The 21,863-nt window shown below is 61.7% G+C and carries 24 protein-coding genes and 1 pseudogene; 20 read left to right on the top strand and 5 right to left on the bottom strand.

Annotated features, from left to right (window positions below; genetic code table 11):
- Positions 1-248: 248 nt before the first annotated feature.
- Positions 249-1,895, bottom strand: coding sequence for a malate dehydrogenase (quinone) (gene mqo, locus AABM54_RS13260; protein ID WP_347906089.1), 1,647 nt, complete (start codon positions 1,893-1,895; stop codon positions 249-251).
- Between the two features lie 585 nt (positions 1,896-2,480).
- On the opposite strand from mqo, the gene AABM54_RS13255 reads away from it, so the two are divergent.
- Positions 2,481-2,672, top strand: coding sequence for a hypothetical protein (locus AABM54_RS13255; protein WP_347906088.1), 192 nt, complete (start codon positions 2,481-2,483; stop codon positions 2,670-2,672).
- Positions 2,673-2,728: 56 nt separating this feature from the next.
- Here AABM54_RS13255 and AABM54_RS13250 read toward each other — a convergent pair whose 3' ends face one another.
- Both AABM54_RS13250 and AABM54_RS13245 read right to left on the bottom strand, forming a co-directional pair.
- Positions 2,729-3,082 carry a DUF1428 domain-containing protein gene (locus AABM54_RS13250; RefSeq protein ID WP_347906087.1) on the bottom strand — a complete coding sequence of 118 codons (354 nt, stop codon included), beginning with the start codon at positions 3,080-3,082 and terminating at the stop codon, positions 2,729-2,731.
- 114 nt (positions 3,083-3,196) lie between these two features.
- Positions 3,197-3,631 carry a DUF2231 domain-containing protein gene (locus AABM54_RS13245; RefSeq protein WP_347906086.1) on the bottom strand — a complete coding sequence of 145 codons (435 nt, stop codon included), beginning with the start codon at positions 3,629-3,631 and terminating at the stop codon, positions 3,197-3,199.
- A 136-nt stretch (positions 3,632-3,767) separates the two neighbouring features.
- On the opposite strand from AABM54_RS13245, the gene AABM54_RS13240 reads away from it, so the two are divergent.
- From AABM54_RS13240 to AABM54_RS13160, 17 genes are all read left to right on the top strand, one after another.
- Positions 3,768-4,895, top strand: coding sequence for an ATP-binding protein (locus tag AABM54_RS13240; RefSeq protein WP_347906085.1), 1,128 nt, complete (start codon positions 3,768-3,770; stop codon positions 4,893-4,895).
- Positions 4,885-5,508: a response regulator gene (locus AABM54_RS13235; RefSeq protein WP_347906084.1), complete on the top strand. Its 624-nt coding sequence runs from the start codon at positions 4,885-4,887 to the stop codon at positions 5,506-5,508. The genes AABM54_RS13240 and AABM54_RS13235 overlap by 11 nt, the downstream gene beginning before the upstream one ends.
- Positions 5,509-5,696: 188 nt before the next feature.
- Entirely contained in the window at positions 5,697-6,764 is a 1,068-nt protein-coding gene (locus AABM54_RS13230; RefSeq protein ID WP_347906083.1) for a hypothetical protein, read from the top strand.
- Between the two features lie 32 nt (positions 6,765-6,796).
- The gene (locus tag AABM54_RS13225) at positions 6,797-8,644 is read left to right on the top strand and encodes a nickel-dependent hydrogenase large subunit (protein WP_347906082.1); all 1,848 of its coding nucleotides are present in this window, start codon (positions 6,797-6,799) and stop codon (positions 8,642-8,644) included.
- The gene (locus AABM54_RS13220) at positions 8,641-9,210 is read left to right on the top strand and encodes a hypothetical protein (RefSeq protein ID WP_347906081.1); all 570 of its coding nucleotides are present in this window, start codon (positions 8,641-8,643) and stop codon (positions 9,208-9,210) included. Before AABM54_RS13225 ends, AABM54_RS13220 begins: the two co-directional genes overlap by 4 nt.
- 61 nt (positions 9,211-9,271) lie before the next feature.
- Complete coding sequence (locus tag AABM54_RS13215; protein ID WP_347906080.1) at positions 9,272-9,916, top strand: DUF5947 family protein; 645 nt, start codon at positions 9,272-9,274, stop codon at positions 9,914-9,916.
- The gene (locus AABM54_RS13210; protein ID WP_347906079.1) at positions 9,909-10,559 is read left to right on the top strand and encodes a DUF6084 family protein; all 651 of its coding nucleotides are present in this window, start codon (positions 9,909-9,911) and stop codon (positions 10,557-10,559) included. The genes AABM54_RS13215 and AABM54_RS13210 overlap by 8 nt, the downstream gene beginning before the upstream one ends.
- A complete protein-coding gene (locus AABM54_RS13205) occupies positions 10,556-11,929 on the top strand; it encodes a hypothetical protein (RefSeq protein WP_347906078.1) in 1,374 nt (457 codons plus the stop codon). Before AABM54_RS13210 ends, AABM54_RS13205 begins: the two co-directional genes overlap by 4 nt.
- Entirely contained in the window at positions 11,926-12,408 is a 483-nt protein-coding gene (locus tag AABM54_RS13200) for a hydrogenase maturation protease (protein WP_347906077.1), read from the top strand. The genes AABM54_RS13205 and AABM54_RS13200 overlap by 4 nt, the downstream gene beginning before the upstream one ends.
- A gap of 169 nt (positions 12,409-12,577) precedes the next feature.
- On the top strand, positions 12,578-14,989 hold the full coding sequence (hypF, locus tag AABM54_RS13195; RefSeq protein WP_347906076.1) for a carbamoyltransferase HypF: 2,412 nt from the start codon (positions 12,578-12,580) through the stop codon (positions 14,987-14,989).
- A complete protein-coding gene (locus AABM54_RS13190) occupies positions 14,980-15,255 on the top strand; it encodes a HypC/HybG/HupF family hydrogenase formation chaperone (RefSeq protein WP_347906075.1) in 276 nt (91 codons plus the stop codon). Before hypF ends, AABM54_RS13190 begins: the two co-directional genes overlap by 10 nt.
- A 12-nt stretch (positions 15,256-15,267) precedes the next feature.
- Entirely contained in the window at positions 15,268-15,954 is a 687-nt protein-coding gene (locus tag AABM54_RS13185) for an SIS domain-containing protein (protein ID WP_347906074.1), read from the top strand.
- On the top strand, positions 15,951-17,114 hold the full coding sequence (gene hypD / locus AABM54_RS13180) for a hydrogenase formation protein HypD (RefSeq protein ID WP_347906073.1): 1,164 nt from the start codon (positions 15,951-15,953) through the stop codon (positions 17,112-17,114). The genes AABM54_RS13185 and hypD overlap by 4 nt, the downstream gene beginning before the upstream one ends.
- Complete coding sequence (gene hypE, locus AABM54_RS13175; protein WP_347906072.1) at positions 17,111-18,208, top strand: hydrogenase expression/formation protein HypE; 1,098 nt, start codon at positions 17,111-17,113, stop codon at positions 18,206-18,208. The genes hypD and hypE overlap by 4 nt, the downstream gene beginning before the upstream one ends.
- A complete protein-coding gene (locus AABM54_RS13170; RefSeq protein WP_347906071.1) occupies positions 18,208-18,549 on the top strand; it encodes a hydrogenase maturation nickel metallochaperone HypA in 342 nt (113 codons plus the stop codon). The genes hypE and AABM54_RS13170 overlap by 1 nt, the downstream gene beginning before the upstream one ends.
- Positions 18,549-19,379: a hydrogenase nickel incorporation protein HypB gene (gene hypB, locus AABM54_RS13165; RefSeq protein ID WP_347906070.1), complete on the top strand. Its 831-nt coding sequence runs from the start codon at positions 18,549-18,551 to the stop codon at positions 19,377-19,379. The genes AABM54_RS13170 and hypB overlap by 1 nt, the downstream gene beginning before the upstream one ends.
- A gap of 79 nt (positions 19,380-19,458) precedes the next feature.
- The gene (locus tag AABM54_RS13160) at positions 19,459-20,223 is read left to right on the top strand and encodes a DJ-1/PfpI family protein (RefSeq protein ID WP_347906069.1); all 765 of its coding nucleotides are present in this window, start codon (positions 19,459-19,461) and stop codon (positions 20,221-20,223) included.
- A gap of 2 nt (positions 20,224-20,225) precedes the next feature.
- Here the strand turns inward: AABM54_RS13160 and AABM54_RS13155 are convergent.
- Positions 20,226-20,342: pseudogene (locus AABM54_RS13155) on the bottom strand (helicase C-terminal domain-containing protein); the annotation flags it as partial.
- A 153-nt stretch (positions 20,343-20,495) separates the two neighbouring features.
- Here AABM54_RS13155 and AABM54_RS13150 point away from each other — a divergent pair.
- Positions 20,496-20,720, top strand: coding sequence for a YgdI/YgdR family lipoprotein (locus AABM54_RS13150; protein WP_347906068.1), 225 nt, complete (start codon positions 20,496-20,498; stop codon positions 20,718-20,720).
- Between the two features lie 10 nt (positions 20,721-20,730).
- On the opposite strand, the gene AABM54_RS13145 is transcribed toward AABM54_RS13150, so the two are convergent.
- Positions 20,731-21,126, bottom strand: a complete 396-nt coding sequence (locus AABM54_RS13145; RefSeq protein WP_347906067.1) for a hypothetical protein — start codon at positions 21,124-21,126, stop codon at positions 20,731-20,733.
- 336 nt (positions 21,127-21,462) lie between these two features.
- Here AABM54_RS13145 and AABM54_RS13140 point away from each other — a divergent pair, with 336 nt between their 5' ends.
- Complete coding sequence (locus tag AABM54_RS13140) at positions 21,463-21,855, top strand: hypothetical protein (protein ID WP_347906188.1); 393 nt, start codon at positions 21,463-21,465, stop codon at positions 21,853-21,855.
- Positions 21,856-21,863: the final 8 nt, after the last annotated feature.

The following is a 21,863-nucleotide window of genomic DNA, read 5'->3' as shown; positions in this document are numbered from 1 at the left end:
AAAACGCATCAGGGTGTGTATTCGGCGTGCTTGAGCAGAATCCGCTGTCGTCAGGCAACTCAGCAGATCAGGAATGTACGCAGGGGCGCGATTTTACACCGCCTCGGTCATCGTCGAGCCGTTGATGCTCGATCTGCCGGTGGGGACTGGAGGGGGGAGAGTCACGATTGCTGGCCGCCGCAAGCAGGCGGCGGTCAACACTGTCGCCTGCCCCAACGCTGTTGGGGCAGGCTTCATTTTGCAGAGCCTTACAGCGCCATATCGGCGGCTGGATTGCTCTCTTGCGGTTTCGCTTGAGCCGGAGCCGGGGCTTGCGCAGGGGCTGCCTGGTTAATCACAGGTGGCGGATCAAGTTGCAGAACCTTGCTGGTGTATGCCCACTCCTGGTAAACACGCTCAGGACTGTCGTTGAGCTTGGTGCCGTAGCTCGGAACGATCTGGCGCAGCTTTTCCTGCCAGGCCGGGGTGGCGACCTTGTCCTTGAATACCTTCTCAAGCACGCTCAGCATGATCGGCGCAGCAGTAGAAGCGCCAGGCGATGCGCCCAACAGACCGGCAATGCTGCCGTCCTGGGAAGCAACGATCTCGGTGCCGAGTTTCAGGACGCCGCCCTTCTCTTCGTCACGCTTGATGATCTGTACGCGCTGGCCGGCCTGCCACAGACGCCAGTCTTCAGCCTTGGCGTTCGGGAAGTATTCCTTCAGGGCATTCATACGGTCTTCATCCGACAGCATCAGCTGACCGGCGAGGTATTCAACCAGTGGGTACTGCTCGATGCCCACCTTGGTCATAGGCCAGAAGTTGTGCGTGGTGGTGCTGGTCAGCAGATCGAAGTAAGAGCCTTCTTTCAGGAACTTCGTGGAGAAGGTCGCGAATGGGCCAAACAGGATAACGCGCTTGCCATCGAGTACGCGGGTGTCCAGGTGGGGAACCGACATCGGCGGTGCGCCAACCGACGCCTTGCCATAGGCCTTGGCCATATGCTGTTCGGCAATCGTCGGGTTCTCGGTCACCAGGAACGAGCCGCCAACCGGGAAGCCTGCATATTCCTGAGCTTCAGGAATGCCCGACTTTTGCAGCAGGTGCAGTGCACCGCCGCCCGCGCCGATGAACACGAACTTGGCGTCGGTCTGGGTTTCAGTACCGTCTTTCAGGTTCTTGTAAGACACACGCCAGGTGCCATCTTCATTGCGCGTGATGTCTTCCACTTCGCTCGAAAGCTTCAGGGAGAAGTTCGGCTTGGTTTGCAGGTAACCGGCGAACTGGCGGGTGATTTCGCCGAAGTTCACGTCCGTACCGATCGGCGACCAGGTGGCGGCAATCTTCTGGTTCGGATCACGGCCTTCCATCATCAATGGAACCCATTTCTTGATCTGTACCGGGTCTTCCGAGTACTGCATGCCTGCGAACAACGGGCTCGCTTGCAGCGCTTCGTAGCGCTTTTTCAAGAACTTGATGTTGTCATCGCCCCACACGAAGCTCATGTGCGGTGTGGAGTTGATGAAGGAGTGAGGGTTCTTCAGGACATCGTTCTTGACCTGCCAGGCCCAGAATTGACGCGAGATCTGGAAAGCCTCGTTGATTTCAACGGCCTTGGGGATCTCGACCTTGCCATTCTTGTCTTCTGGCGTGTAGTTCAACTCCGCCAGGGCAGAGTGACCGGTACCGGCGTTGTTCCAGCCGTTCGAGCTTTCCTCGGCAACGCCGTCAAGACGCTCGACCATTTCCATCGACAGGCCAGGTTCAAGCTCATTGAGCCAGACACCCAGGGTCGAACTCATGATGCCCCCGCCGATGAGCAGGACATCCACTTTCTTCGTCTCAGCTGCATGCAAGGGCATGAGTACCATCGACATGGCCAGGCCCAACAGCCCTGTGTTCACTTTTTTCAACATACCGTTATACCTAGGATAGAACGCCATCCCCCCGCCATGCTTGATCATGAGGTGCCCTGGTTCACTGCATGCAAGGGTGCATGCCGTCGAACCCCGATCTCAGAAAGACTGACGGGTGGATATATAAGACCGATAGACACTATCGGTCTCACGTTTAGGCCCCTCCTGCGCTGACTTCTTGTTAGTCATTGGCTTCAGCTACTCGGGTGACACTAATTTTATGTGTACATCTACGCACGCCAGCCATGAGCAGGTTCGACCTGTTCACACACATGACGCCCGCCAATCTCATCGCGTGTCCTTCGATGCCCTGACTCCACGGATAGGCACAATCGGAAGCGTTCGGGAGCCCTTTCGGTCAACCACCGCCCCCATGATCCCGAGGGCGGTGAGCATCCATGCCGCGACATTCTACCTCAGGTCCCCGGATCGACGAAGACGCATCTTGTTCGCATCCTCGGTATTCTCGGCGTACTCGCCAGCCAGAGTGGTCATAACGCCAGCCTGTCTGCCCCCCATTCCCGTTCTGGCGCCCTCTCCCATCCCCGTTATAGTTGAGGTGACCTAAAGCACCGCGAGGGATGTATGCGCCAGATTGTCAGCAAGGAGCCATGGTGGGCTGCGCCGCCGAAACCCGGGCAGGATGAGTCAGAGCTGGAATGGGGTTGGCTGGTGACGTACAGCGAAGGCGAGCCGCGCTTCGAGTTTGTCAAAGAGCGGCCTTCGGAGACCGAGATCCGTAATCGCAAGAGTTGCCGGATCACCCTTCAAGAATGACCGCACGGGCCTGAATCCTTGTCAGGCCCGCCGGGCACCTGGGTGACGCGCGCACCTCACAGGTTCACGATTGTTTCAAACCCGCCAAAGATCATCCGCTGACCATCGAAAGGCATGGCGTTGCCCTCGGATTGCACTCTCGGGTCGGACATGAACTTGCCCATGCCCACGTCACGCGTTTGGCGGTCGGGCCAGATGATCCATGAAAAGACCACGGTTTCGTCTTCCTTGAGTTTCACGGCCAGCGGGAACGACGTCACCTTGCCTTCGGGCACATCGTCGCCCCAGCATTCGGTGATGCTCAGCGCACCGTTTTCCTTGAAAATAGCCGCCATGAACTCGGCGTGTCGTTTGAACTGTTCGCGGTTGGCAGTGGGAACAGCAGCCACAAAGCCATCGACATAGGACATGGTTACTCTCCTGCTTGAGTTGCTTCAGGGGTGACGGGGGATTTACCGATTAGTCGACCCGCACAGCGTCAATTCGACAGACATCCCGAATGAACCGACCAACGGCTCGGCTCGTCATGACCGGTACCCGTCATACGTTATTTTGGTGCCGAAAAACGCGCCTTGAAGTAATAAGCCACACGCCAATGCGTCGATCAGCCAACACACCAGTATCAAGCCCGGCCCGGTTTCGGCGAGGCTTGCGACCAGCCATTTCACGGCCATCACGCACCAGACCAGTGTCGTCCGTACCCCATGTCGGGCGGCGAGCCTGACGTCATTGCTACCGGTTTCGGACAAATGGATGTATTCCATCAGCCCGGTAATCAGTGCAAACACACCGGCCACCACCCCGATGGCGGTGGCCGCCAACGCCAGTTCCCACCAGATGGACGCCGGATGCCACAGCGCCAACCCGTCAAGCACCGGGACGCAGAGCCACAGCACCAGCGGAAAATGCACCAGCATCGGGTGCAGAGGCAGGCCCAGAAAGTGCCGTGACCAGCGCATGGTGTCGCCCTCAATCAAAACAAGGCCCTTAGCAGGCTAGCTGAGCCACCGGCCATGCGCGTCTACACTGCAATAGGCAACTGAACGGCGACGGACTCCGCATCCAGAATCCTCCGACGCACCGGCCGACCCCGACATGCAGAACAAACCGCCTCCTCGAACCTTTGATTATCAGGACTTGTTCGAGCACGCGCCCATTGGCTACGTGTTGCTCGATGCCTCGGGCTGCATCTGCAAAATCAACCACACCGGCGCAGCGCTACTGGGCTGGGATGCCGCATGGCTGACCGGGGAATCGTTCGCCCGCTGGGTGGTCAGCGCCGATAAGCACCAGTTTCATGCGCACTTGACCAAACTGGGCAGCGTGGGAAGTTGTGTCAGCCAGAAGCTGCGGGTCAAGAACCGTCATGGCCGGGTGGCGACGCTTTGGCTCAAAAGTGACAGCGACCCCAACACCTCGGCGCACACCGAGTGCTTTCGCACGGTCATGGTGGACGTGTCAGGTGAGCAGGAGTCCGCGCAAAAAATGCGCAGGATGCAATCCCAGCTCTCGCGGCTCGCCCGACTGAACACGGCCGGTGAGTTGGCTTCCAGCCTGGCGCACGAACTGAATCAGCCGCTGGGCACCGTGGTGCTCAATTGTGAAGCAGCGTTGCGGCTGTTACGCCCCGACTCTGCGCCCACACCCGAGTTTATCGAGGCCGTGACTCAGGCCCGAGAAGCCGCAGAGTTCGCCAGTGACGTGGTTAGCCACCTGCGCGCTTTTTTGCAGGATGACGGCGAAATGTGCACCGAGTGCAAGTTTTTTGCCTTGCTTCAGGAAGTCTCGATGCTGATCGAGGCGGATGCCCGGGACAACGACATCGAGTTACACCTGGACATCGAACCGGACATGCCCTATGTACGGGTCGACGCGGTACAGATCGGCCAGGTCCTGGTGAACCTGGCGCATAACAGCATCGAAGCCATGCGCGAAAATGGCGGGGTCCGTAATCGGTTGATGATCAAAGCCCGCGAACAACCGTCGGGGCAGATTCAGGTCAGCGTGGCAGACACCGGGCCGGGCCTGGACCCCAGGCAGATCGAGCGCATGTTCAACCCGTTCTACACCACCAAGCGCCGAGGCATGGGCCTGGGGTTGTCCATCAGCCGCACCATCATCGAGACCCACGGCGGCAAACTGTGGGCCGATGCCCGTTCGACCCACGGGGCAACGGTGCATTTCACCTTGCCGACCCTGCACGGTAATGGCCATGACGACTGACCCCGTTATCCATGTGGTGGACGATGACCGGCTGTTTCTCGCCGCGCTTGAGCGCACGCTGAAAGCCAGCGGCCTGGGCGTACGCACCTACACTTGCGCGAACACCTTTCTCGACGGTTTTGACCCGCAGCAACCTGGTTGCCTGATCACGGACCTGCGAATGCCGGGCACCACCGGGCTGGAGCTGCAACAAAAGCTCAAAGCGTTGCACGCCCGCCTCCCCATCATCTTCATCAGCGGTCACGCCAACGCCCGCACGGCAGTGGCCGCGCTCAAGTGCGGTGCGGTGGACTTTCTGGAAAAACCGTTCAGCGAAAAAGAACTGCTGGCCAGCGTGCAGCTTGCACTGGAGAAGGACCTCGACGACCGCCGACTGGCCCGGGAGCAGGCGTTGGTGCAGCAGCGCTTTCGCAACCTGTCGCCTCGCGAGCAGCAGGTTTTTGCGCTGGTGGTCTCGGACCTGCCCAATAAACGCATCGCCCGGGAGCTGATGATCAGCCCGCGTACCGTCGAACACCATCGCGAGCACCTGATGCTCAAGATGCAGGCCCGCTCGACCGCCGAACTCATCACCATGGCGGTGCTGTGCGGTATCCACCAACTGCATTTATGAAGCGCGCCAGCCCTCCTCCTCGCTCCTGAAACCGACCTGGGTAGTCACCCCTAGGTAGTCGCACGCTTGGTCGCGTCCCGAGCGTTGGGATACAACCCTACAGGTGTAGCCCGGTCTGGTGGCGCCCCTGTTTGACTCATCGACCGACCCTGCAAGGCATGGACACATGCGATCAGGAGGCAAAGACCATGGCCGAGACGAACGCCGTCCCCTACGGACGCAAGACCCAACGCAAACCCGACCTCAAAGAAGTCCACATTATCTGGATCAATGACGGCATGAGCTGTGACGGCGACTCGATCTCGATCACCGCCGCAACCCTGCCGAGCATCGAAGACGTGGTGCTGGGCGCGATTCCGGGCTTGCCGAAGGTCCATTTGCATAACCCCGACCTGTGTTACGAAGTCGGTGAAGAGTTGATGCAGTACTGGCACCAGGCTGCACGCGGCGAGATTGATTTCGTGCTGGTGATGGAAGGCTCCATTCCCAACGAAAACCTCAGCGGTGAAGGGTACTGGGCCTACATGGGCAACGACCCGCAAACCGGTGAACCGATCACCATCCCCGAATGGCTCGACCGCTTGAGTCCCAAGGCACTGGCCGTGGTGGCTTGCGGCACCTGTGCCACGTATGGCGGGATCCATGCGATGCAGGGCAATGTCACGGGCTGCATGGGCGTCAACGACTACCTGGGCTGGAACTGGAAATCCAAGGCCGGCCTGCCAGTGGTGAACGTGCCGGGTTGCCCGGTGCAGCCGGACAACTTCATGGAAACCCTGCTCTACCTGCTGCGTCAGTTGGCCGGCGTCGCGCCGATGATTCCGCTGGACGATGCCGGTCGTCCGACGTGGCTGTTCGGCAAAACGGTGCACGAAGGCTGCGACCGTGCGGGTTACTACGAACAGGCCAGCTTCGCCACCGAATATGGCCAGCCGCAGTGCCTGGTCAAACTCGGCTGCTGGGGCCCGGTGGTGCAGTGCAACGTGCCCAAACGCGGTTGGATGGACGGCATCGGCGGTTGCCCGAATGTCGGGGGTATCTGCATCGGCTGCACCATGCCCGGCTTCCCCGACAAGTTCATGCCGTTCATGGATGAGCCACCCGGCGCGGTGTTCTCCTCCAACCTCGTCCGGCCGTACGGCAAATTGGTCAAGTGGCTGCGCGGGTTCACCAACGACACCCTGAACAAAGAACCTAAATGGCGTCATAACCGGCCGGAATTGACCACCAGTCCGCCTCCCGAAATTCGTCGCTAGAGCCACCTGAACCGAGCCAGGAGGAACATTCCATGGCGATCACCGAACACGACGCTGTCACGCAACCTGGGGACGCGACCGACAAGAAACCGGCAAAACTGGTTGCGATGAACTGGGACCCGATCACCCGGATCGTCGGCAGCTTGGGCATCTACACCAAAATCGACTTCGAAAACCGTGAAGTCGCCGAGTGCCACAGCACGTCGTCGATCTTTCGCGGGTACTCGGTGTTCATGAAAGGCAAGGACCCGCGCGACGCGCACTTCATCACCAGCCGCATTTGCGGCATCTGTGGCGATAACCACTGCGTGTGCTCGGTCTATGCGCAGAACATGGCCTATGGCATCCGCCCGCCCGCGATTGCCGAATGGATCATCAACCTGGGTGAAGCAGCCGAGTACATGTTCGACCACAACATCTTTCAGGACAACCTGTTGATGGTCGACTTCTGCGCCAAAATGGTCCAGGAGACCAACCCCGGCGTCTGGCAGCAGGCACAGCAAACCCCGGCCCCGAATGCCGACAAGCACGGCTACAAGACCATCGCCGACATCATGACCGCCCTCAACCCGTTCGAAGGCGAGTTCTACCGCGAAACCCTGATGGTCTCGCGCTACACCCGTGAAATGATCTGCCTGATGGAAGGCCGCCACGTTCACCCGTCCACGATCTACCCCGGTGGCGTCGGCACAGTGCCCACCGTTCAACTGTTCACCGACTACCTGACTCGCCTGATGAAGTACTGCGAGTTCATGAAACGCTGCCTGCCACTGCATGACGACATCTTCGACTTCTTCTACGAAGCCCTGCCCGGTTATGAGGAAGTCGGGCGGCGGCGGATCCTGCTCGGTTGCTGGGGCTCGTTCAACAACCCGGTGCATTGCGATTACCAGTACCACCACATGACGGAATGGGGCCGGGCGATGTTCGTCACCCCCGGCGTCGTCGTCGACGGCGTGCTGGTGACCACCGACCTGGTGGAAATCAACCTGCAAATGCGCATCCTCCTGGGCAGTTCCTACTACGAGAGTTGGGAAAAACGCGAAAAACTGGTGGAAAAAGACCCGTTGGGCAACGTGGTGGACATCAACCATCCCTGGAACCAGACCACCGTGCCGCGTCCACAGAAACGCGACTTCGACGACAAGTATTCCTGGGTCATGTCCCCGCGCTGGCTGGACAAACGCACCGGCGAACACCTGGCGCTGGACACCGGCGGCGGCGCGCTGGCACGGCTCTGGGCCACGGCGTTGGCCGGACTGGTCGACATCGGCTACATCAAGGCGACCGGTACGAGCGTGAAAATGTACCTGCCGCAAACCGCGCTCAAACCCGAAGTCGAGTTTGAATGGCACATACCGAAGTGGAGCAATGCCATCGAGCGCGACCGCGCCCGGACCTACTTCCAGGTCTACGCCGCGTGCTGCGCCCTGCATTTTGTCGAAAAAGCGCTGGCCGAATTGCAGGCTGGCCATACCAAGACCTGGACCGAGTTCACCGTGCCCAATGAGGCCATCGGTTGTGGTTTCCACGAAGCCGTTCGCGGGGTGTTGTCCCATCACCTGGTGATCAGGAACGGCAAGATCGCCAACTATCACCCCTACCCGCCAACGCCCTGGAACGCCAGCCCTCGCGATGTCTACGGTACGCCCGGGCCTTACGAGGACGCGGTGCAGAACACGCCGATTTTCGAAGAGAACGGCCCGGACACCTTCAAGGGCATCGACATCATGCGGGCGGTGCGCAGCTTTGACCCGTGCCTGCCGTGTGGCGTGCACATGTACCTGGGCAACGGCAAAACCCTCAAGGTGGTTCACGCCCCCAGCAACGGCGGGCTCGGCCAGCCGCTGGAAACTGACGACGAGGGTTCGACATCGTGAGCGGATCCCGCCAGCAGGAAATGGATGAGCAAGTCGCGCGCCTGCAAGAGCTGTTGGGTACGCTGGACGAACTGGCGGATGACACCGCGAAAAGCGCGGCCCAGGAACTGCTGCGGGTGGTGATCCGCCTGCACAGCCTGGGGCTCACGGACCTGCTGGAGATCATCAAGGACACCGGTTCCCAGCCCGCCGATACGTTGCTGCCACGCTTTATCGCCAACCCCAGGGTGCGTGGGTTGTTGCTGTTGCACGACCTGCATCCGGAAGACCTGGCCACCCGTGCCCGCAAAGCCGTCGAGCGCTTGCGCCCGCACCTGGGGGTTAAAAACGTGCGCGCCGATTTTGTCGCGGTCGAAAGCACGGTGGTACGCATCCGTGTCAGCGCCAGCGACCCGAATGGCGTGTTGCCGCCCCCCGAAGTGTTGCGTCGGGAAATTGAAGACGTGATGCAGGAAATGGTCCCCGATGCTGACGAGTTGCTGATCGACGGCCTGAACACCCTGACCGCGCAGGACGGTTTTGTGCCGTTGGTGTGGGTGTCCCAGCCCGTTGCGGCTGACAAGTAACAGGCTTGGGCGGGGTTGCCCGCCATCAGAGGCGTCACGAGCGCCCAGCGAGGATCAATCCATGACTGACGCCACCCTCGAACCACCGGAAGACTGGGTGGCCGCGCTCAAGGGTTTTCTGGGCATCGAGCGCAAACCGGTCGAGCATTGCGAGTTGTGCTACGCCGAAATCGGGCATGAACACGATCACCTGATCGAACCCGACACCCGCCGTTTGCTCTGCGCCTGCCAGGCCTGCGCCCTGCTGTTCGACAGCCCCGAAGCCCGTCGTTACCGGCGCGTGCCACACGGCGTGACGCGCTTGAATGGGTTCCAGCTCAGCGACGCACAATGGGACGACTTGCTGATCCCGATCAACCTGGCGTTCTTCGTTCACAGTTCGCCGCAATCGCGGGTGCTGGCCCTGTACCCCGGCCCGGCCGGCGCAACCGAGTCGAAACTGGCGCTGCAACACTGGGCTGACCTCGCGACGGCTAACCCGGTCCTCCATGAATTGCAGCCAGATGTCGAAGCACTGCTGGTGAACCGCATGGGCGACGCGCGCGAGTACTACCGCATTCCCATCGACCGTTGCTATGAGCTGGTCGGGCTGATCCGCAGCCACTGGCATGGTTTGTCCGGTGGCCAGGAGTCGCACGCCGTGCAGTCGCGCTTCTTTGAACAGCTGCGGGCCGAGACCCATGCCGGAGGCCACGTCGATGCCTGAACTGAATTTCACGGTGCTGGGCGCCGCGCCCGATGCATACACCGCCGCCCCGACCCTGAACCTGGCACTCCGCATCCACCAGCGCGGACGGCCCGTGCCGATCCAGAGCGTGGCGTTGCAGTGCCAAATCCGCATCGAAACCACCCGGCGCCATTACGCCCCTGCCGAGCAGGCACGCCTGAGCGATTTGTTCGGCGAGCCTTCACGCTGGAGCCAAACCTTGCGCAGTCTGCTCTGGACCCACGCCACCGTTGTCGTGCCGGGGTTTTCAGGGGACTGCACCGAAGTGAACCTGCCGATCCCGTGCAGCTTCGACTTCAACCTTGCCGCGACCAAGTACTTTCATGGCCTGGAGCAAGGCGTGGTGCCGCTGGTGCTGCTGTATTCCGGCAGTGTGTTCTACCGCGATGACGACGGCGCGCTGGCGATGGACCTGATCTCGTGGAGCGAAGAGGCCCGTTACGCCCTGCCCGTTCAGGTCTGGAAAGACCTGATGGACCTCTACTACCCCAACCAGAGCTGGTTGTGCGTGAACCGCCAGGTATTCGACGCGTTGTACGAGTACAAGCGTCGGCACGGCCATCCGGGGTTCGATGAAGCCTTGCTCGGTTTACTGGCCGACCTCAAGAGGGCCGCCTCATGAACATGACGCACGTGCAACCCGTGGTCGATGCCGTCCTGTACGAGGGCTACATCCTGTATCCCTACCGTTCCACCAGCGCGAAAAACCGTCAGCGCTGGACCTTCGGCGGGATTTATCCAAAGGTCTACTTCGACGCCACCGAAGGCGCCGAGCCCTGGCAGATGCAGACGCAATGCCTGATCGAAGGTGACCCCGCGACACGCCTGGAAGTGCGCGTGCGCTTCCTGCACCCGCTGGCCCGTGACGTCGGGGAGTTGAAAACACCGCTGCCGGCCTGGCCCGAAGACTTGGAAGGCCTGAGCGCCGCGCACTTTACCCCTGTGCCTTCGCTGACCCTCGGCGACCGGCAGTTTCATGGCTGGCAGGAAGCCGTCGAACGTGACGTACGGGTGGTGGACTGTCCGTTGAGTGAATTGCTGGACGGACAGCGCCAAGTGCCCTTCACCTTCGACGCGCGCCACGAACTGGAGCCGCTGAGCAATGACGGCGCGATCCGTGGCGTGCTGCTGCGCAATCAATGCGCAATTGAGGGCCGGGTCGAGCTGACGCTGGAGCCCGTGGCCGAACAGGTCTACCGACTGACCGTGCGCATCGAAAATCACACGCTCATGGACCCCTCGAGCGTGACGGACCGTGAACAGGCCAGCCTCTATTCGTTCGCGTCCACCCACACTTTGCTCGCCGTGGAACAGGGCGACTTCATCAGCCTGATGGACCCGCCCGAGTCGCTCAAGGACCTGGCCTCCCGTTGCGAGAATCTGGGCACCTACCCGGTGCTGATCGGCTCACCGGGCGCGCGCGACATCCTGCTGTCCTCGCCGATCATTCTCTACGATTACCCACACGTGGCGCCCGAAAGTGCCGGGGAATTCTTCGACTCGACGGAAATCGACGAGATCCTCAGCCTGCGGATTCTGGCCATGACCGACGGCGAAAAACGCGAAATGGCCGCCCTCGACCCACGGACTGCGGCGTTGCTGAGCCGCACCGAAGCGCTGGACGGTGACAGCTTCATGCGCCTGCACGGCGTATTGCGTGACCCGCACGATCATCTGGCGCAACACCCGCCGCTGACCAGCCCGCGCCGGGTGTATGACCACAATGGTGGAACGGCGCTGCGGGTCGGTGACCGGGTGCGCCTGCAACCCAAGGTCGGTGGCGACACCCTGGACCTGGTACTGGCCGGTAAAACCGCGGTTATCGAAGCCATCGAACGTGATTTCGAAGATCGGGTGCATGTCGCGGTGACCATCGACGACGACCCCGGCCGCGAGTGGGGCCTGCAACGGATGCCCGGGCACCGGTTTTTCTTCTCGCCCGAGGAAATTCAGTCGCTGGAATCACCCTCGACAGGAGGCACCCAGGCATGAAAATTCTGGTCGCCGGGATCGGCAATATCTTCATGGGTGATGACGGTTTTGGCTGTGAGGTCGCCCGTCAGTTGAGCCACCTGACCTTGCCGGCGGGTGTGGACGTGGTGGATTTCGGCATCCGTGGCCTGGACCTGGGCTATGCGCTGATGGATGGCTTTGACGCGGTCATCCTGGTCGACACCGTGGACCGGGGCGAAGTGCCGGGCACGGTGTATGTGATCGAGCCCGAGCTGCCGGGCCCCGGTGGTCCCGACCCGGGTGAAGCCTTGCTCTCGCCCCACGGCATGGACCCGGCCAGCGTCCTGCGGTTTATCGCGACGCTGGGGCCGCAGCGCCCGCGCGTATTGATGGTCTGCTGTCAGCCGGCGTACCTGGGCGGCGACCATGGCTACATGGGCTTGAGCGATGCGGTGACGCACGCCACCGAACAGGCCGTCGCCGAAGTACTCGGCCTGCTGAAGGAATTTCAGGTGTAAGAACGAGGAGCCTGATCGCTCCGGGAGGATCGACATGAGTGGCTGGACGATTTTTCTATTTGTGGTGCTGGCGGTGATTGGCGCGACGCTGATGGCGAATCTGCACGACATCAAGCGCTACCTGAAAATCCGCAAGATGTGACTGTCATTGCAGGGTCGGGAGGTATCAATGACCAGGACTTCAGAACAGCTTGGCCAGGTTTCGCGTAATGCACCGGGTGGTTCAGGGTCCGGTGAAACGATTCGGGTCCGTGGGCTGGTCCAGGGCGTCGGGTTCCGGCCCACCGTCTGGCGGCTGGCCCGTGATGGCGGGCTGAGCGGTGATGTTTGCAATGACGCCGAGGGCGTGCTGATCCACCTCTGGGGTGAGCCGTCGGCGCGGGAGCAGTTTGTGCAACGTCTGTACGCGCAGGCACCGCCGCTGTCGCGAATCGACGCACTGGAACGCAGCCCGCTGAGCGGTGGGCCGTCGGTCAACGATTTTCTCATCCTCAAGAGCGTCGCCGGCCAGGTGCATACCGCGATTGTCGCCGACGCCGCGACCTGCTCCGCGTGCCTGAGCGAGGTGCTTGACCCCGACAATCGCCGCTACCGCTACGCCTTTACCAACTGCACCCATTGCGGGCCGCGCATGTCGATTGTCCGCGCCATTCCCTACGATCGCGGCAACACCAGCATGGTCGCGTTCGTCCAGTGCCCGGCCTGCCTCGCCGAGTATCAGGACCCATCCGACCGGCGCTTTCACGCGCAGCCCAACGCTTGCCCGGTGTGCGGCCCACACCTGTGGCTGGAAGCCGTCGCCGGTTCGGCAGTCGATTGCAGCGGTGAGCCCCTCGAAGCGACCCGGCGCCTTATCTGCAATGGGCACATCGTCGCCATCAAAGGGATCGGCGGCATGCACCTGGCCTGCGATGCGTCCAATGCCCAGGCGCTGGCCCGGCTGCGTCAGCGCAAGCATCGCGAACACAAACCCTTTGCCCTGATGGCCCGCGATCTTCAGATGATCCGCCGCTTCTGCACGCTGAACCCGGCGCAGATCACCCTGCTGCAAAGCTCGGCCGCGCCGATTGTCCTGTTGCCTTGCGATGGGCCTGAATCGCTGCCCAACGGCGTTGCGCCGGGGCAATCTTGCTACGGCTTCATGCTGCCCTACTCGCCACTGCATCACCTGTTGATGGCCGGGTTGGAAGAGCCCATCGTGCTCACCAGCGGCAACCGCAGCGACGAGCCGCAGTGCACCGGCAACGACGAAGCACGCAAACGCCTGGGCGATATCGCCGATGCACTACTGCTGCACGACCGGGACATCGTCAACCGACTCGACGACTCGGTCGCCCGGCTGGTGGCCGACAGCCCCGCCCTCCTGCGACGTGCCCGCGGTTATGCACCGACGCCCCTTCGTCTGCCGACGGGGTTTCGTCAGGCGCCGGCGGTGTTGGCCCTGGGCGGCGAGCTGAAGAACAGCTTCTGCCTGATCAAGGATGGCCAGGCGATCCTGTCCCAGCACGTGGGCAACCTGGCCAATGCACGGGCCAACAAGGCTTACCGGCAGACGCTGGCGCTGTACCTGCAATTGTTTGAACACCGCCCCCGCGTGCTGGCGATTGATCGTCACCCCGAATACCTGTCGAGCAAACTCGGCCATGACTGGGCCGAGGCCGAAGGGTTGCAATTGGTCGAGGTTCAGCATCATCACGCGCATATCGCCGCGTGCCTGGCGGACAACAACGTCGATCTGGACACCCCGCCCGTGCTGGGCATTGCACTGGACGGCAGCGGTTACGGCGACGACGGCAGCCTGTGGGGCGGTGAGTTTTTGTTCACCGATTACCGTGGCTACCAGCGCCTCGCCAGTTTCGCGAGCGTCGCCATGCCCGGCGGTGAACTGGCGATTGAACACCCTTGGCGCATGGCCTACGCCCACCTGCGCCGCACTTCGAACTGGTCAACGCTGATGGGCGATTTCGGTGACCTGCCGTACTTGCGCACGCTCGCGGACAAACCGCTGGCGACGCTGGACGGCATGCTGGCAACGGGCTTCAACAGCCCGCCGAGCAGCTCCTGCGGGCGGCTGTTTGATGCGGTGTCTGCGGTGATTGGGCTGTGTCAAACGATCAGCTACGAAGGGCAAGCCGCTATCGAACTGGAAGCCGCCGTTGACCTGTCGGCGCTGGTCGACACCTGGGGTTACCCTTTTGCAATCGAGTCGGGCCAGGGTCTGCCACGGCTGGAACCGAGACCGATGTGGGCAGCCCTGCTGAACGACTTGCGTGCCGGGGTCTCGCCCGGCGTCATCGCTGCACGTTTCCACGTCGGCCTGGCGCAAGCGCTGGTGCGGATGGTCGAGCACCTGACTGAACAGCACGGCGATCGCTGGTCCGGGCGTATCGCCCTGTCAGGTGGCGTCTTTCAAAACGCACTGCTCAGTGGCGCACTGATCCGCAGCCTTGAGTCCCGTGGTTTCCAGGTGCTGCGCCACGGGCGAGTACCCGCCAATGACGGCGGGCTGAGCCTGGGTCAGGCAGCGGTCGCCGCCGCACAAACCCGCGCTGCACAAGAGGATCGACCGCCATGTGTGTAGGCATTCCAGGGCAAATCGTCGCCATCGTCGATGCGGCGACCGATACCGCAACGGTGGAAATCGGCGGCATCCACCGGGCAATCAATATCTCGTGCGTCGTCGGTGACGGCCGCACCCACGCCGATTGCATCGGCGACTGGGTGTTGGTGCATGTCGGCTTTGCCATGAGCCGAATCGATGAACACGAGGCCCTGAAAACCCTCGACCTGCTACAGGCGCTCGGTGAAATGGCCGAAGAAATGCGCCTGATGCAAGACTCTGGATAGGGAGGCACTGCCATGTCCCAAGGTGATAGCCCACTGCGTGGCTTGTACCCGTTTTTACACGGCGACAAACAAGAGTCCGGCGCCGTCGAGGCCGCGCTGCTGGAATCCGTGCAGCAAAAAGCGGCCCACAGCGTGGAGGTCAAACAGCGATTCTTCGCCGAGAACGCCCGGGCCATCGTGGCCACGGCCCGAGCCATTGCCCGGGTTTATCAACGCGGCGGGCGCATGCTGTCGATGGGCAACGGTGGATCGTCCTGCGATGCCGCGCATTTTGCAGTGGAATTCCTGCACCCGATCACCGCTGGCCGCCCGGCGCTGACCGCCACCAACCTGGCGGCCGACCAGGCAATGATGACGGCCGTGGGCAATGACGTCGGCTTCGAGCATATTTTCGTCCGGCAGGTGATTGCCCTCGGTCGGGCCGAAGATGGCCTGGTGGGTTTTTCCACCAGCGGCAACTCGAGCAACCTGCTCAAGGCCTATGCGAAAGCCAGGGAAATGGGCATGACCACCCTGGGCCTGGCCGGTGGCGACGGTGGCGCAATGGCCCACTCGGCTGACCTCGATCATTGCCTTGTGGTGCCCACCGACAGCATTCACCGGATTCAGGAAGTCCACGTTGCCACTTACCACATCCTCTGGGACCTGGTGCACACCTTGCTCGCCGACGAACGCGGCGGGCTGGAGCGCCAGCCATGAAGTTCGTCGACGAATTCCGCGACCCGGTCAAGGCCCGGGTACTGGTGAAAAAGATCGAAGAGCTGGTTCTGCAGATACCGGTCTGCCGCAAACGTGCGCTCCAGTTGATGGAGGTCTGCGGCGGCCACACTCACTCGATCTTCAAGTACGGCATCGAGCAGATGCTCCCCGACGCCATCGAACTGGTGCACGGGCCGGGCTGCCCGGTGTGCGTGCTGCCGATGGGCCGGGTGGATGACTGCGTGGCCCTGGCGCAACACCCCAACATCATCTTCGCCACGTTCGGCGACGCGATGCGCGTGCCCGGCTCGAAAAAAAGCCTGCTGCAAGCCAAGGCCGAAGGTGCCGATGTGCGCCTGGTCTACTCCCCCATGGATGCGCTGAAAATGGCCCGCGACAACCCGACGCGCGAGGTGGTGTTCTTTGCCCTGGGGTTTGAAACCACCATGCCGTCCACGGCCCTGACTGTCCTGCGCGCCGACGCCGAGCACCTCGAAAACTTCTCGGTGTTCTGCAACCACATCACCATCATCCCCACGATCAAGGCGATTCTCGACTCCCCGGAGCTGACGCTCGACGGCTTCCTCGGTCCGGGCCATGTGAGCATGGTGATCGGCAGCGAGCCCTATGAATTCATCGCCCGGCATTACAAAAAACCGTTGGTGATCTCCGGGTTTGAGCCGCTGGATATCCTGCAATCGTTGTGGATGGTCACCCGGCAACTGGCCGAGGGCCGGTGCGAGGTTGAAAACCAGTATCAACGCGTGGTGCCCGAGGCCGGCAATACGGCCGCACTGACGGCGGTGCAGAAAGTCTTTCAGTTGCGCGAGTTCTTCGAGTGGCGAGGCCTGGGTTCGATCGACCATTCCGGGGTCCGGTTGCGTGACGCCTATGCGCGCTTCGACGCCGAACGCAAGTACCCGGTGCCGAACCTGAAGATTGCCGACCCCAAGTCATGCCAGTGCGGCGAAGTGCTCAAGGGCGTGATCAAACCCTGGCAGTGCAAAGTCTTTGGCACGGCCTGCACACCGGAAATGCCGTTGGGTTCATTGATGGTGTCCAGCGAAGGGGCCTGCGCCGCCGTCTACAACTACGGGCGCATTGACCTGGTGGACATCCTGAAAAAACGCGAAGCCGCCGCCACGGAGCAGCACCCATGACTGTGCCCGACCCTCTGACCCTCGTGATCGACGACCCGATCCCGCGTATCCGCCAGCGCAGCGGCAAGGTGCGCGGCGAGACCATCACCCTGGCCCACGGCAGCGGTGGCAAAGCCATGCGCGACCTGGTCGATGACGTGTTTGTCGGCACGTTCAACAACCCGTTGCTGGCACCGCTGGAAGATCAGGCGCGTTTTGCCTTGAGCGACCTGGCCCGACACGGCGACCGCCTGGCGTTCACCACCGATTCGTATGTGGTCGACCCGCTGTTTTTTGCCGGGGCCAACATCGGCGACCTGGCCGTCAACGGGACGGTCAACGACCTCGCGGTTTCTGGTGCGCGGCCCCTGTACCTGTCCTGCGCGGTGATCCTTGAGGAAGGCTTTCCGCTGGCTGACTTGCGGCGCATCGTTACGTCCATGCAGCGTGCGGCCGAGGTCGCCGGGGTGCAGATTGCCACTGGCGACACCAAAGTGGTGGAGCGTGGTGCTGTCGACAAATTGTTTATCAATACCTGCGGCATCGGTGTGATTCCCCTCGGGGTCAACATCGCTGCCACCCGAGCACAGCCGGGTGACAAGGTGCTGGTCAACGGTTACGTCGGTGACCACGGCGTGGCGATTCTGGCCGCGCGCGATGACTTGGCGCTGGAGGTGCCGATCGAAAGCGATTGCCAGCCCTTGCACGGGTTGATCGCCGCGTTGCTCGACGCCTGCCCCGACGTGCATTGCCTGCGCGATGCCACGCGCGGCGGGATCGCCACGGTGTTGAACGAATTCGCCCAGGCCGCCAACGTCTGCGTCAATCTCGATGAGCCGACCATCCCGGTGCGGGAAGCGGTCAAGGGCGTATCGGAAATTCTCGGGCTCGATCCGCTGTACTTCGCCAACGAAGGCAAGTTGGTCGCCGTGGTGCCGGCCGAACATGCCGAGACGGCGCTGGCCGCGATGCGTGCGCACCCGGCGGGTATCGACGCGGCGATCATTGGCGAAATTGGTGACAGCCCGCAAGGCTGCGTGATCATGCACACCGTGTTCGGTGGCGAGCGCATCGTCGACATGCTGATCGGCGAGCAACTGCCGAGGATCTGCTGATGCACGAGCTCTCCATCACCCAAAGCATCGTCGACGCCTGCTGCGAGCGCGCGGGCGGTGCGCGGGTGCTGTGCGTCACGCTGGAAGTCGGCAATTTGTCGTGTGTCATGCCCCAGGCCCTGCGCTTTTGCTACGACGTGGTCACCGAAGGCACGCCGCTGCAAGGCTCGGTGCTGGAAATCATCCGTGTGCCCGGTCTCAGCCGTTGCCGTGAATGCGGTGCCACGGTGGCAATGGACGACATGCTTTCAACCTGCGCCTGCGGCTCGGTCAACCTGGAGCGCCCCCACGGCGGCGATCAATTGCGAATCAAATCGATGGAAATCGAGGAGGCGGCCTGATGTGTGCCACCTGTGGTTGTTCCAATAGCGCCAAGGCCAGGATCACTGACCTGTCGACCAGCAAAATGCAGCGCGTTGGCGAGGCCGATTTGCACGGTACTTACATCCGCCTGGCAGTGCCTGATGTCCATCACGCGCGCGACCTCGCCCCGACAGTCAGCCACCGGCATGTCGACCTGGAGCAGGCAGTACTGGCCAAGAACAATCAGTTGGCTGAACTGAACCGCCAGTGGCTTAACGAGCGCAACATTCTGGCCCTGAACCTGGTGAGTTCGCCCGGCGCGGGCAAAACCACGCTGCTGGAACATACCCTGCGTGACCTGGCGGGCAGCCTGCCGGTGTGCGTGGTCGAAGGCGACCAGGAAACCCTGTTCGACGCCGAGCGCATCCGGGCCACCGGGTGCAAAGCCGTGCAGATCAACACCGGCACCGGCTGTCACCTGGAAGCCGGGATGCTGGCCGACGCGCTCAGTCAACTTGAGCCGCCGCCCGACTCGCTGGTGATGGTGGAGAACGTCGGCAACCTGGTGTGCCCTGCCCTGTTCGACCTGGGTGAGCGGGCCAAAGTGGTCATCCTCTCGGTGACCGAAGGCGCCGACAAACCGCTGAAGTACCCGCACATGTTCAAGGCGTCGGGCCTGATGATCATCAGTAAAATCGACTTGCTGCCCTACGTGGACTTCGACGTGGACGCCTGCATTGCCTTCGCCCGTCGAATCAATCCCGAGATTGAAGTGATGCAACTGAGCGCCACCAGCGGTGAAGGGTTGGAGCGCTGGTACGCGTGGCTGCGCGGGCAAATTCGCGAGCCGGGCCTGACGACGCCTTAGCGCTGGCGGTGTCCTGTTGAGACCGCCTGCGGCTATTCTGCTGCCCAGCACTGTCTTACCGGCACAACGAGGTTTGCGCATGATCCTGATTCTGTTGCCCACCGCCGATTACGACCCTACCGAAAGCAGCGTTCCCTGGCAGGCCTTGCGCCAGGCCGGCATCGACCTGCGTTTTGCCACACCCGAGGGTTTACCGGCCTATGCGGATTCACGCCTGGTGAGTATCGGTTTTGGTCTCCTGAATCCTTTGCTGATGACGCGTAAGGCCGATCTTGAGCGTTATGCGGCCATGACGGAGGATCCAGCGTTCCAGGCGCCGCTGGCTTACTCCGAGGTGAACCCCGAAGAGTTCGACGGCCTGCTCATCCCCGGTGGCCACGCCAGGGGCATGCGCAGTTTGCTGGAGTCCGGGCTGGCGCAGCGGATCGCCCTGCACTGCTTCGACGCCGACAAACCGGTCGCGGCGGTGTGTCATGGCGTGTTGCTGCTGGCACGGACGTGGCAACCCGACAGCGGTTTTTCGGTGCTGCACGGACGCAAAGTCACCGCGTTGGTGGCCAATACCATGGAGCTGCCAGCCTGGCTTGTGACAGCGCCCTGGCTGGGGCGTTACTACCGAACGTACCCGCAAACGGTGCAAGCCGAAGTGACCGCAGCCCTCGCCCGGCCGACCGATTTTTTGCCCGGTCCCTTATTCCCTGTGCGTGATACGCCTGAAACCCCGCAACACGGCTTTGTGGTGCGCGATGGCAACCTGCTGACGGCTCGCTGGCCCGGTGACTGCCACCGGTTTGCCGCGCAATGGGTTGAGTTACTGAAACAACGCCCCACCCACAAAGGGTGACGGGCGACCGACCACCCGCGCGGCAACAGCTGCTGGATGTTGCTTTCGCCAAACCGGTCATCAATCAACATCACTACGCCTTGGTCTTGCTGAGTGCGGATCACTCTGCCTGCGGCCTGCCGCTGGTAAACAGAAAAGATAAGCGGACGCTTGATCGTTTTTTTCAGGGTTTCACAGAACTTTCTGCCATCGAGCTACACAAACGGCGGTTAGCGCTAGAGTAAAAGGCTTGCTTCGGTTGAGCGGCGGTGTTTTTCGAATGGGGGTTGTGCATGAACATCAGGATTCTGGGCGTATCAGTGGCCGTCATGGCGTTGCTGGCGCTGGGCGGTTGCTCCACCCGAACGGTGGTGACCCTGCAAAACGGTACGCAGTACCTGACCAAGGACATTCCGAACACCAGGACCAAGGACGGTTTCTACGAATTCGAAGACATTTCGGGGAAAAAAGTGCGGGTCAAAGCGGACGATGTGGCCACCGTCCGCAAGGAAAAATAAGCCTGTAGCGTCAACGCAACCTGGAACCATCGCCCTGCCAGGGGAAGGTGTTATCGCAGGAGATGCTGTCCCTGGAGCCGTGTTGTGTCAGTTGTTGCTTGAATTTCAGGCAGCGTTCGTAATCTTTGGCGAAAGAGTTATCGATGCTGATGTTGCCGGTCACTTCGGGCGCCTTGTTATCCCCGATGTGCACATTGGCCCAGGGCTGTTCTGGTTGAAGCTTGAACAGACTCTCCTTGGGAGGTTCTTCCTTGGGCTTGACCATGGCCACTGCGGGCAGTTGCAGTTGGTCCGGGGTCACGCCGTAGCGCGTCAAAATCGAGCTTTGAGGGAGCTCATGGGCTGCAACGGTCCCGGACATCAGGGCCAAAGCCACCATCATTGCGTTCCTCTTGCTGTTACTCACTGTGTTCTTTCTCCTTGGATTCTGCGGACCACATCAGCCTTTAAGTTTGCGCTGACGCTGTCCCTGTAACGCGTGGTGCGCTCGTTGCTTTAGTCAGGCGGCTGATAAAAAACGCCGTCGAACCTGGCTCTACGCACCGTTGTGTCTATGCTTTGCTGCACGTGTGATCACCTGCAAAAGCCTGTTCCAGAGCCTTGCGCGTGATCATGGCGCAGGTATTGGAGGCCCCCGGACGCTGGCGGGTCACCCAATTCCGGCGATTTTGATCCATCACAAGGAGTCATGACTTTGCAGCCTAATTCTTTTGTGCCGAATGACCAGGCGTGTGCGACTGCCCTGCACGGCCTCAAACTCGTGGCCATCGCCACCGCCGTATGGGCGCTCAGCGCCTGCGCCAATGTGAGTGCACGCACCACCGAATACGTCGGCGCCGTGCATGCCGCGCCGACGTCACCCGCGTCGGTGGAGGTGCTGCGCACCGAGCCGACCCGGCCACATACGCGCCTGGGTGAGGTGCTGCTGGACGCGAGTGTCGAGCCACCGCCACCGGTCAGTGAAATCGAGCAGAAACTGCGAGAGGAAGCCGCCAGGATCGGCGGTGACGCCGTGGTCGTGGTCTACGACAAGATCCTGCCGGTGTCGGCGTATGTCAGTGGTCCGCTGTGGGATCGGGACATTCAAACCGTTGAAGGACGCAAGCTCAAAGGCATCGTCATTCACTATCAATAAGGACAACG

It is taken from the genome of Pseudomonas purpurea (genome assembly GCF_039908635.1).
Lineage (GTDB): Bacteria > Pseudomonadota > Gammaproteobacteria > Pseudomonadales > Pseudomonadaceae > Aquipseudomonas > Aquipseudomonas purpurea.
This window is presented reverse-complemented; position numbering and strand designations above follow the sequence as displayed.

Bases quoted from the DNA above. Each gene is read 5' to 3' on its own strand.
- mqo (WP_347906089.1), bottom strand. From the start codon at position 1,895: ATGTTGAAAAAAGTGAACACAGGGCTGTTGGGCCTGGCCATGTCGATG.
- AABM54_RS13255 (WP_347906088.1), top strand. From the start codon at position 2,481: ATGCGCCAGATTGTCAGCAAGGAGCCATGGTGGGCTGCGCCGCCGAAA.
- AABM54_RS13250 (WP_347906087.1), bottom strand. From the start codon at position 3,082: ATGTCCTATGTCGATGGCTTTGTGGCTGCTGTTCCCACTGCCAACCGC.
- AABM54_RS13245 (WP_347906086.1), bottom strand. From the start codon at position 3,631: ATGCGCTGGTCACGGCACTTTCTGGGCCTGCCTCTGCACCCGATGCTG.
- AABM54_RS13240 (WP_347906085.1), top strand. From the start codon at position 3,768: ATGCAGAACAAACCGCCTCCTCGAACCTTTGATTATCAGGACTTGTTC.
- AABM54_RS13235 (WP_347906084.1), top strand. From the start codon at position 4,885: ATGACGACTGACCCCGTTATCCATGTGGTGGACGATGACCGGCTGTTT.
- AABM54_RS13230 (WP_347906083.1), top strand. From the start codon at position 5,697: ATGGCCGAGACGAACGCCGTCCCCTACGGACGCAAGACCCAACGCAAA.
- AABM54_RS13225 (WP_347906082.1), top strand. From the start codon at position 6,797: ATGGCGATCACCGAACACGACGCTGTCACGCAACCTGGGGACGCGACC.
- AABM54_RS13215 (WP_347906080.1), top strand. From the start codon at position 9,272: ATGACTGACGCCACCCTCGAACCACCGGAAGACTGGGTGGCCGCGCTC.
- AABM54_RS13210 (WP_347906079.1), top strand. From the start codon at position 9,909: ATGCCTGAACTGAATTTCACGGTGCTGGGCGCCGCGCCCGATGCATAC.
- AABM54_RS13205 (WP_347906078.1), top strand. From the start codon at position 10,556: ATGAACATGACGCACGTGCAACCCGTGGTCGATGCCGTCCTGTACGAG.
- AABM54_RS13200 (WP_347906077.1), top strand. From the start codon at position 11,926: ATGAAAATTCTGGTCGCCGGGATCGGCAATATCTTCATGGGTGATGAC.
- hypF (WP_347906076.1), top strand. From the start codon at position 12,578: ATGACCAGGACTTCAGAACAGCTTGGCCAGGTTTCGCGTAATGCACCG.
- AABM54_RS13190 (WP_347906075.1), top strand. From the start codon at position 14,980: ATGTGTGTAGGCATTCCAGGGCAAATCGTCGCCATCGTCGATGCGGCG.
- AABM54_RS13185 (WP_347906074.1), top strand. From the start codon at position 15,268: ATGTCCCAAGGTGATAGCCCACTGCGTGGCTTGTACCCGTTTTTACAC.
- hypD (WP_347906073.1), top strand. From the start codon at position 15,951: ATGAAGTTCGTCGACGAATTCCGCGACCCGGTCAAGGCCCGGGTACTG.
- hypE (WP_347906072.1), top strand. From the start codon at position 17,111: ATGACTGTGCCCGACCCTCTGACCCTCGTGATCGACGACCCGATCCCG.
- AABM54_RS13170 (WP_347906071.1), top strand. From the start codon at position 18,208: ATGCACGAGCTCTCCATCACCCAAAGCATCGTCGACGCCTGCTGCGAG.
- hypB (WP_347906070.1), top strand. From the start codon at position 18,549: ATGTGTGCCACCTGTGGTTGTTCCAATAGCGCCAAGGCCAGGATCACT.
- AABM54_RS13160 (WP_347906069.1), top strand. From the start codon at position 19,459: ATGATCCTGATTCTGTTGCCCACCGCCGATTACGACCCTACCGAAAGC.
- AABM54_RS13150 (WP_347906068.1), top strand. From the start codon at position 20,496: ATGAACATCAGGATTCTGGGCGTATCAGTGGCCGTCATGGCGTTGCTG.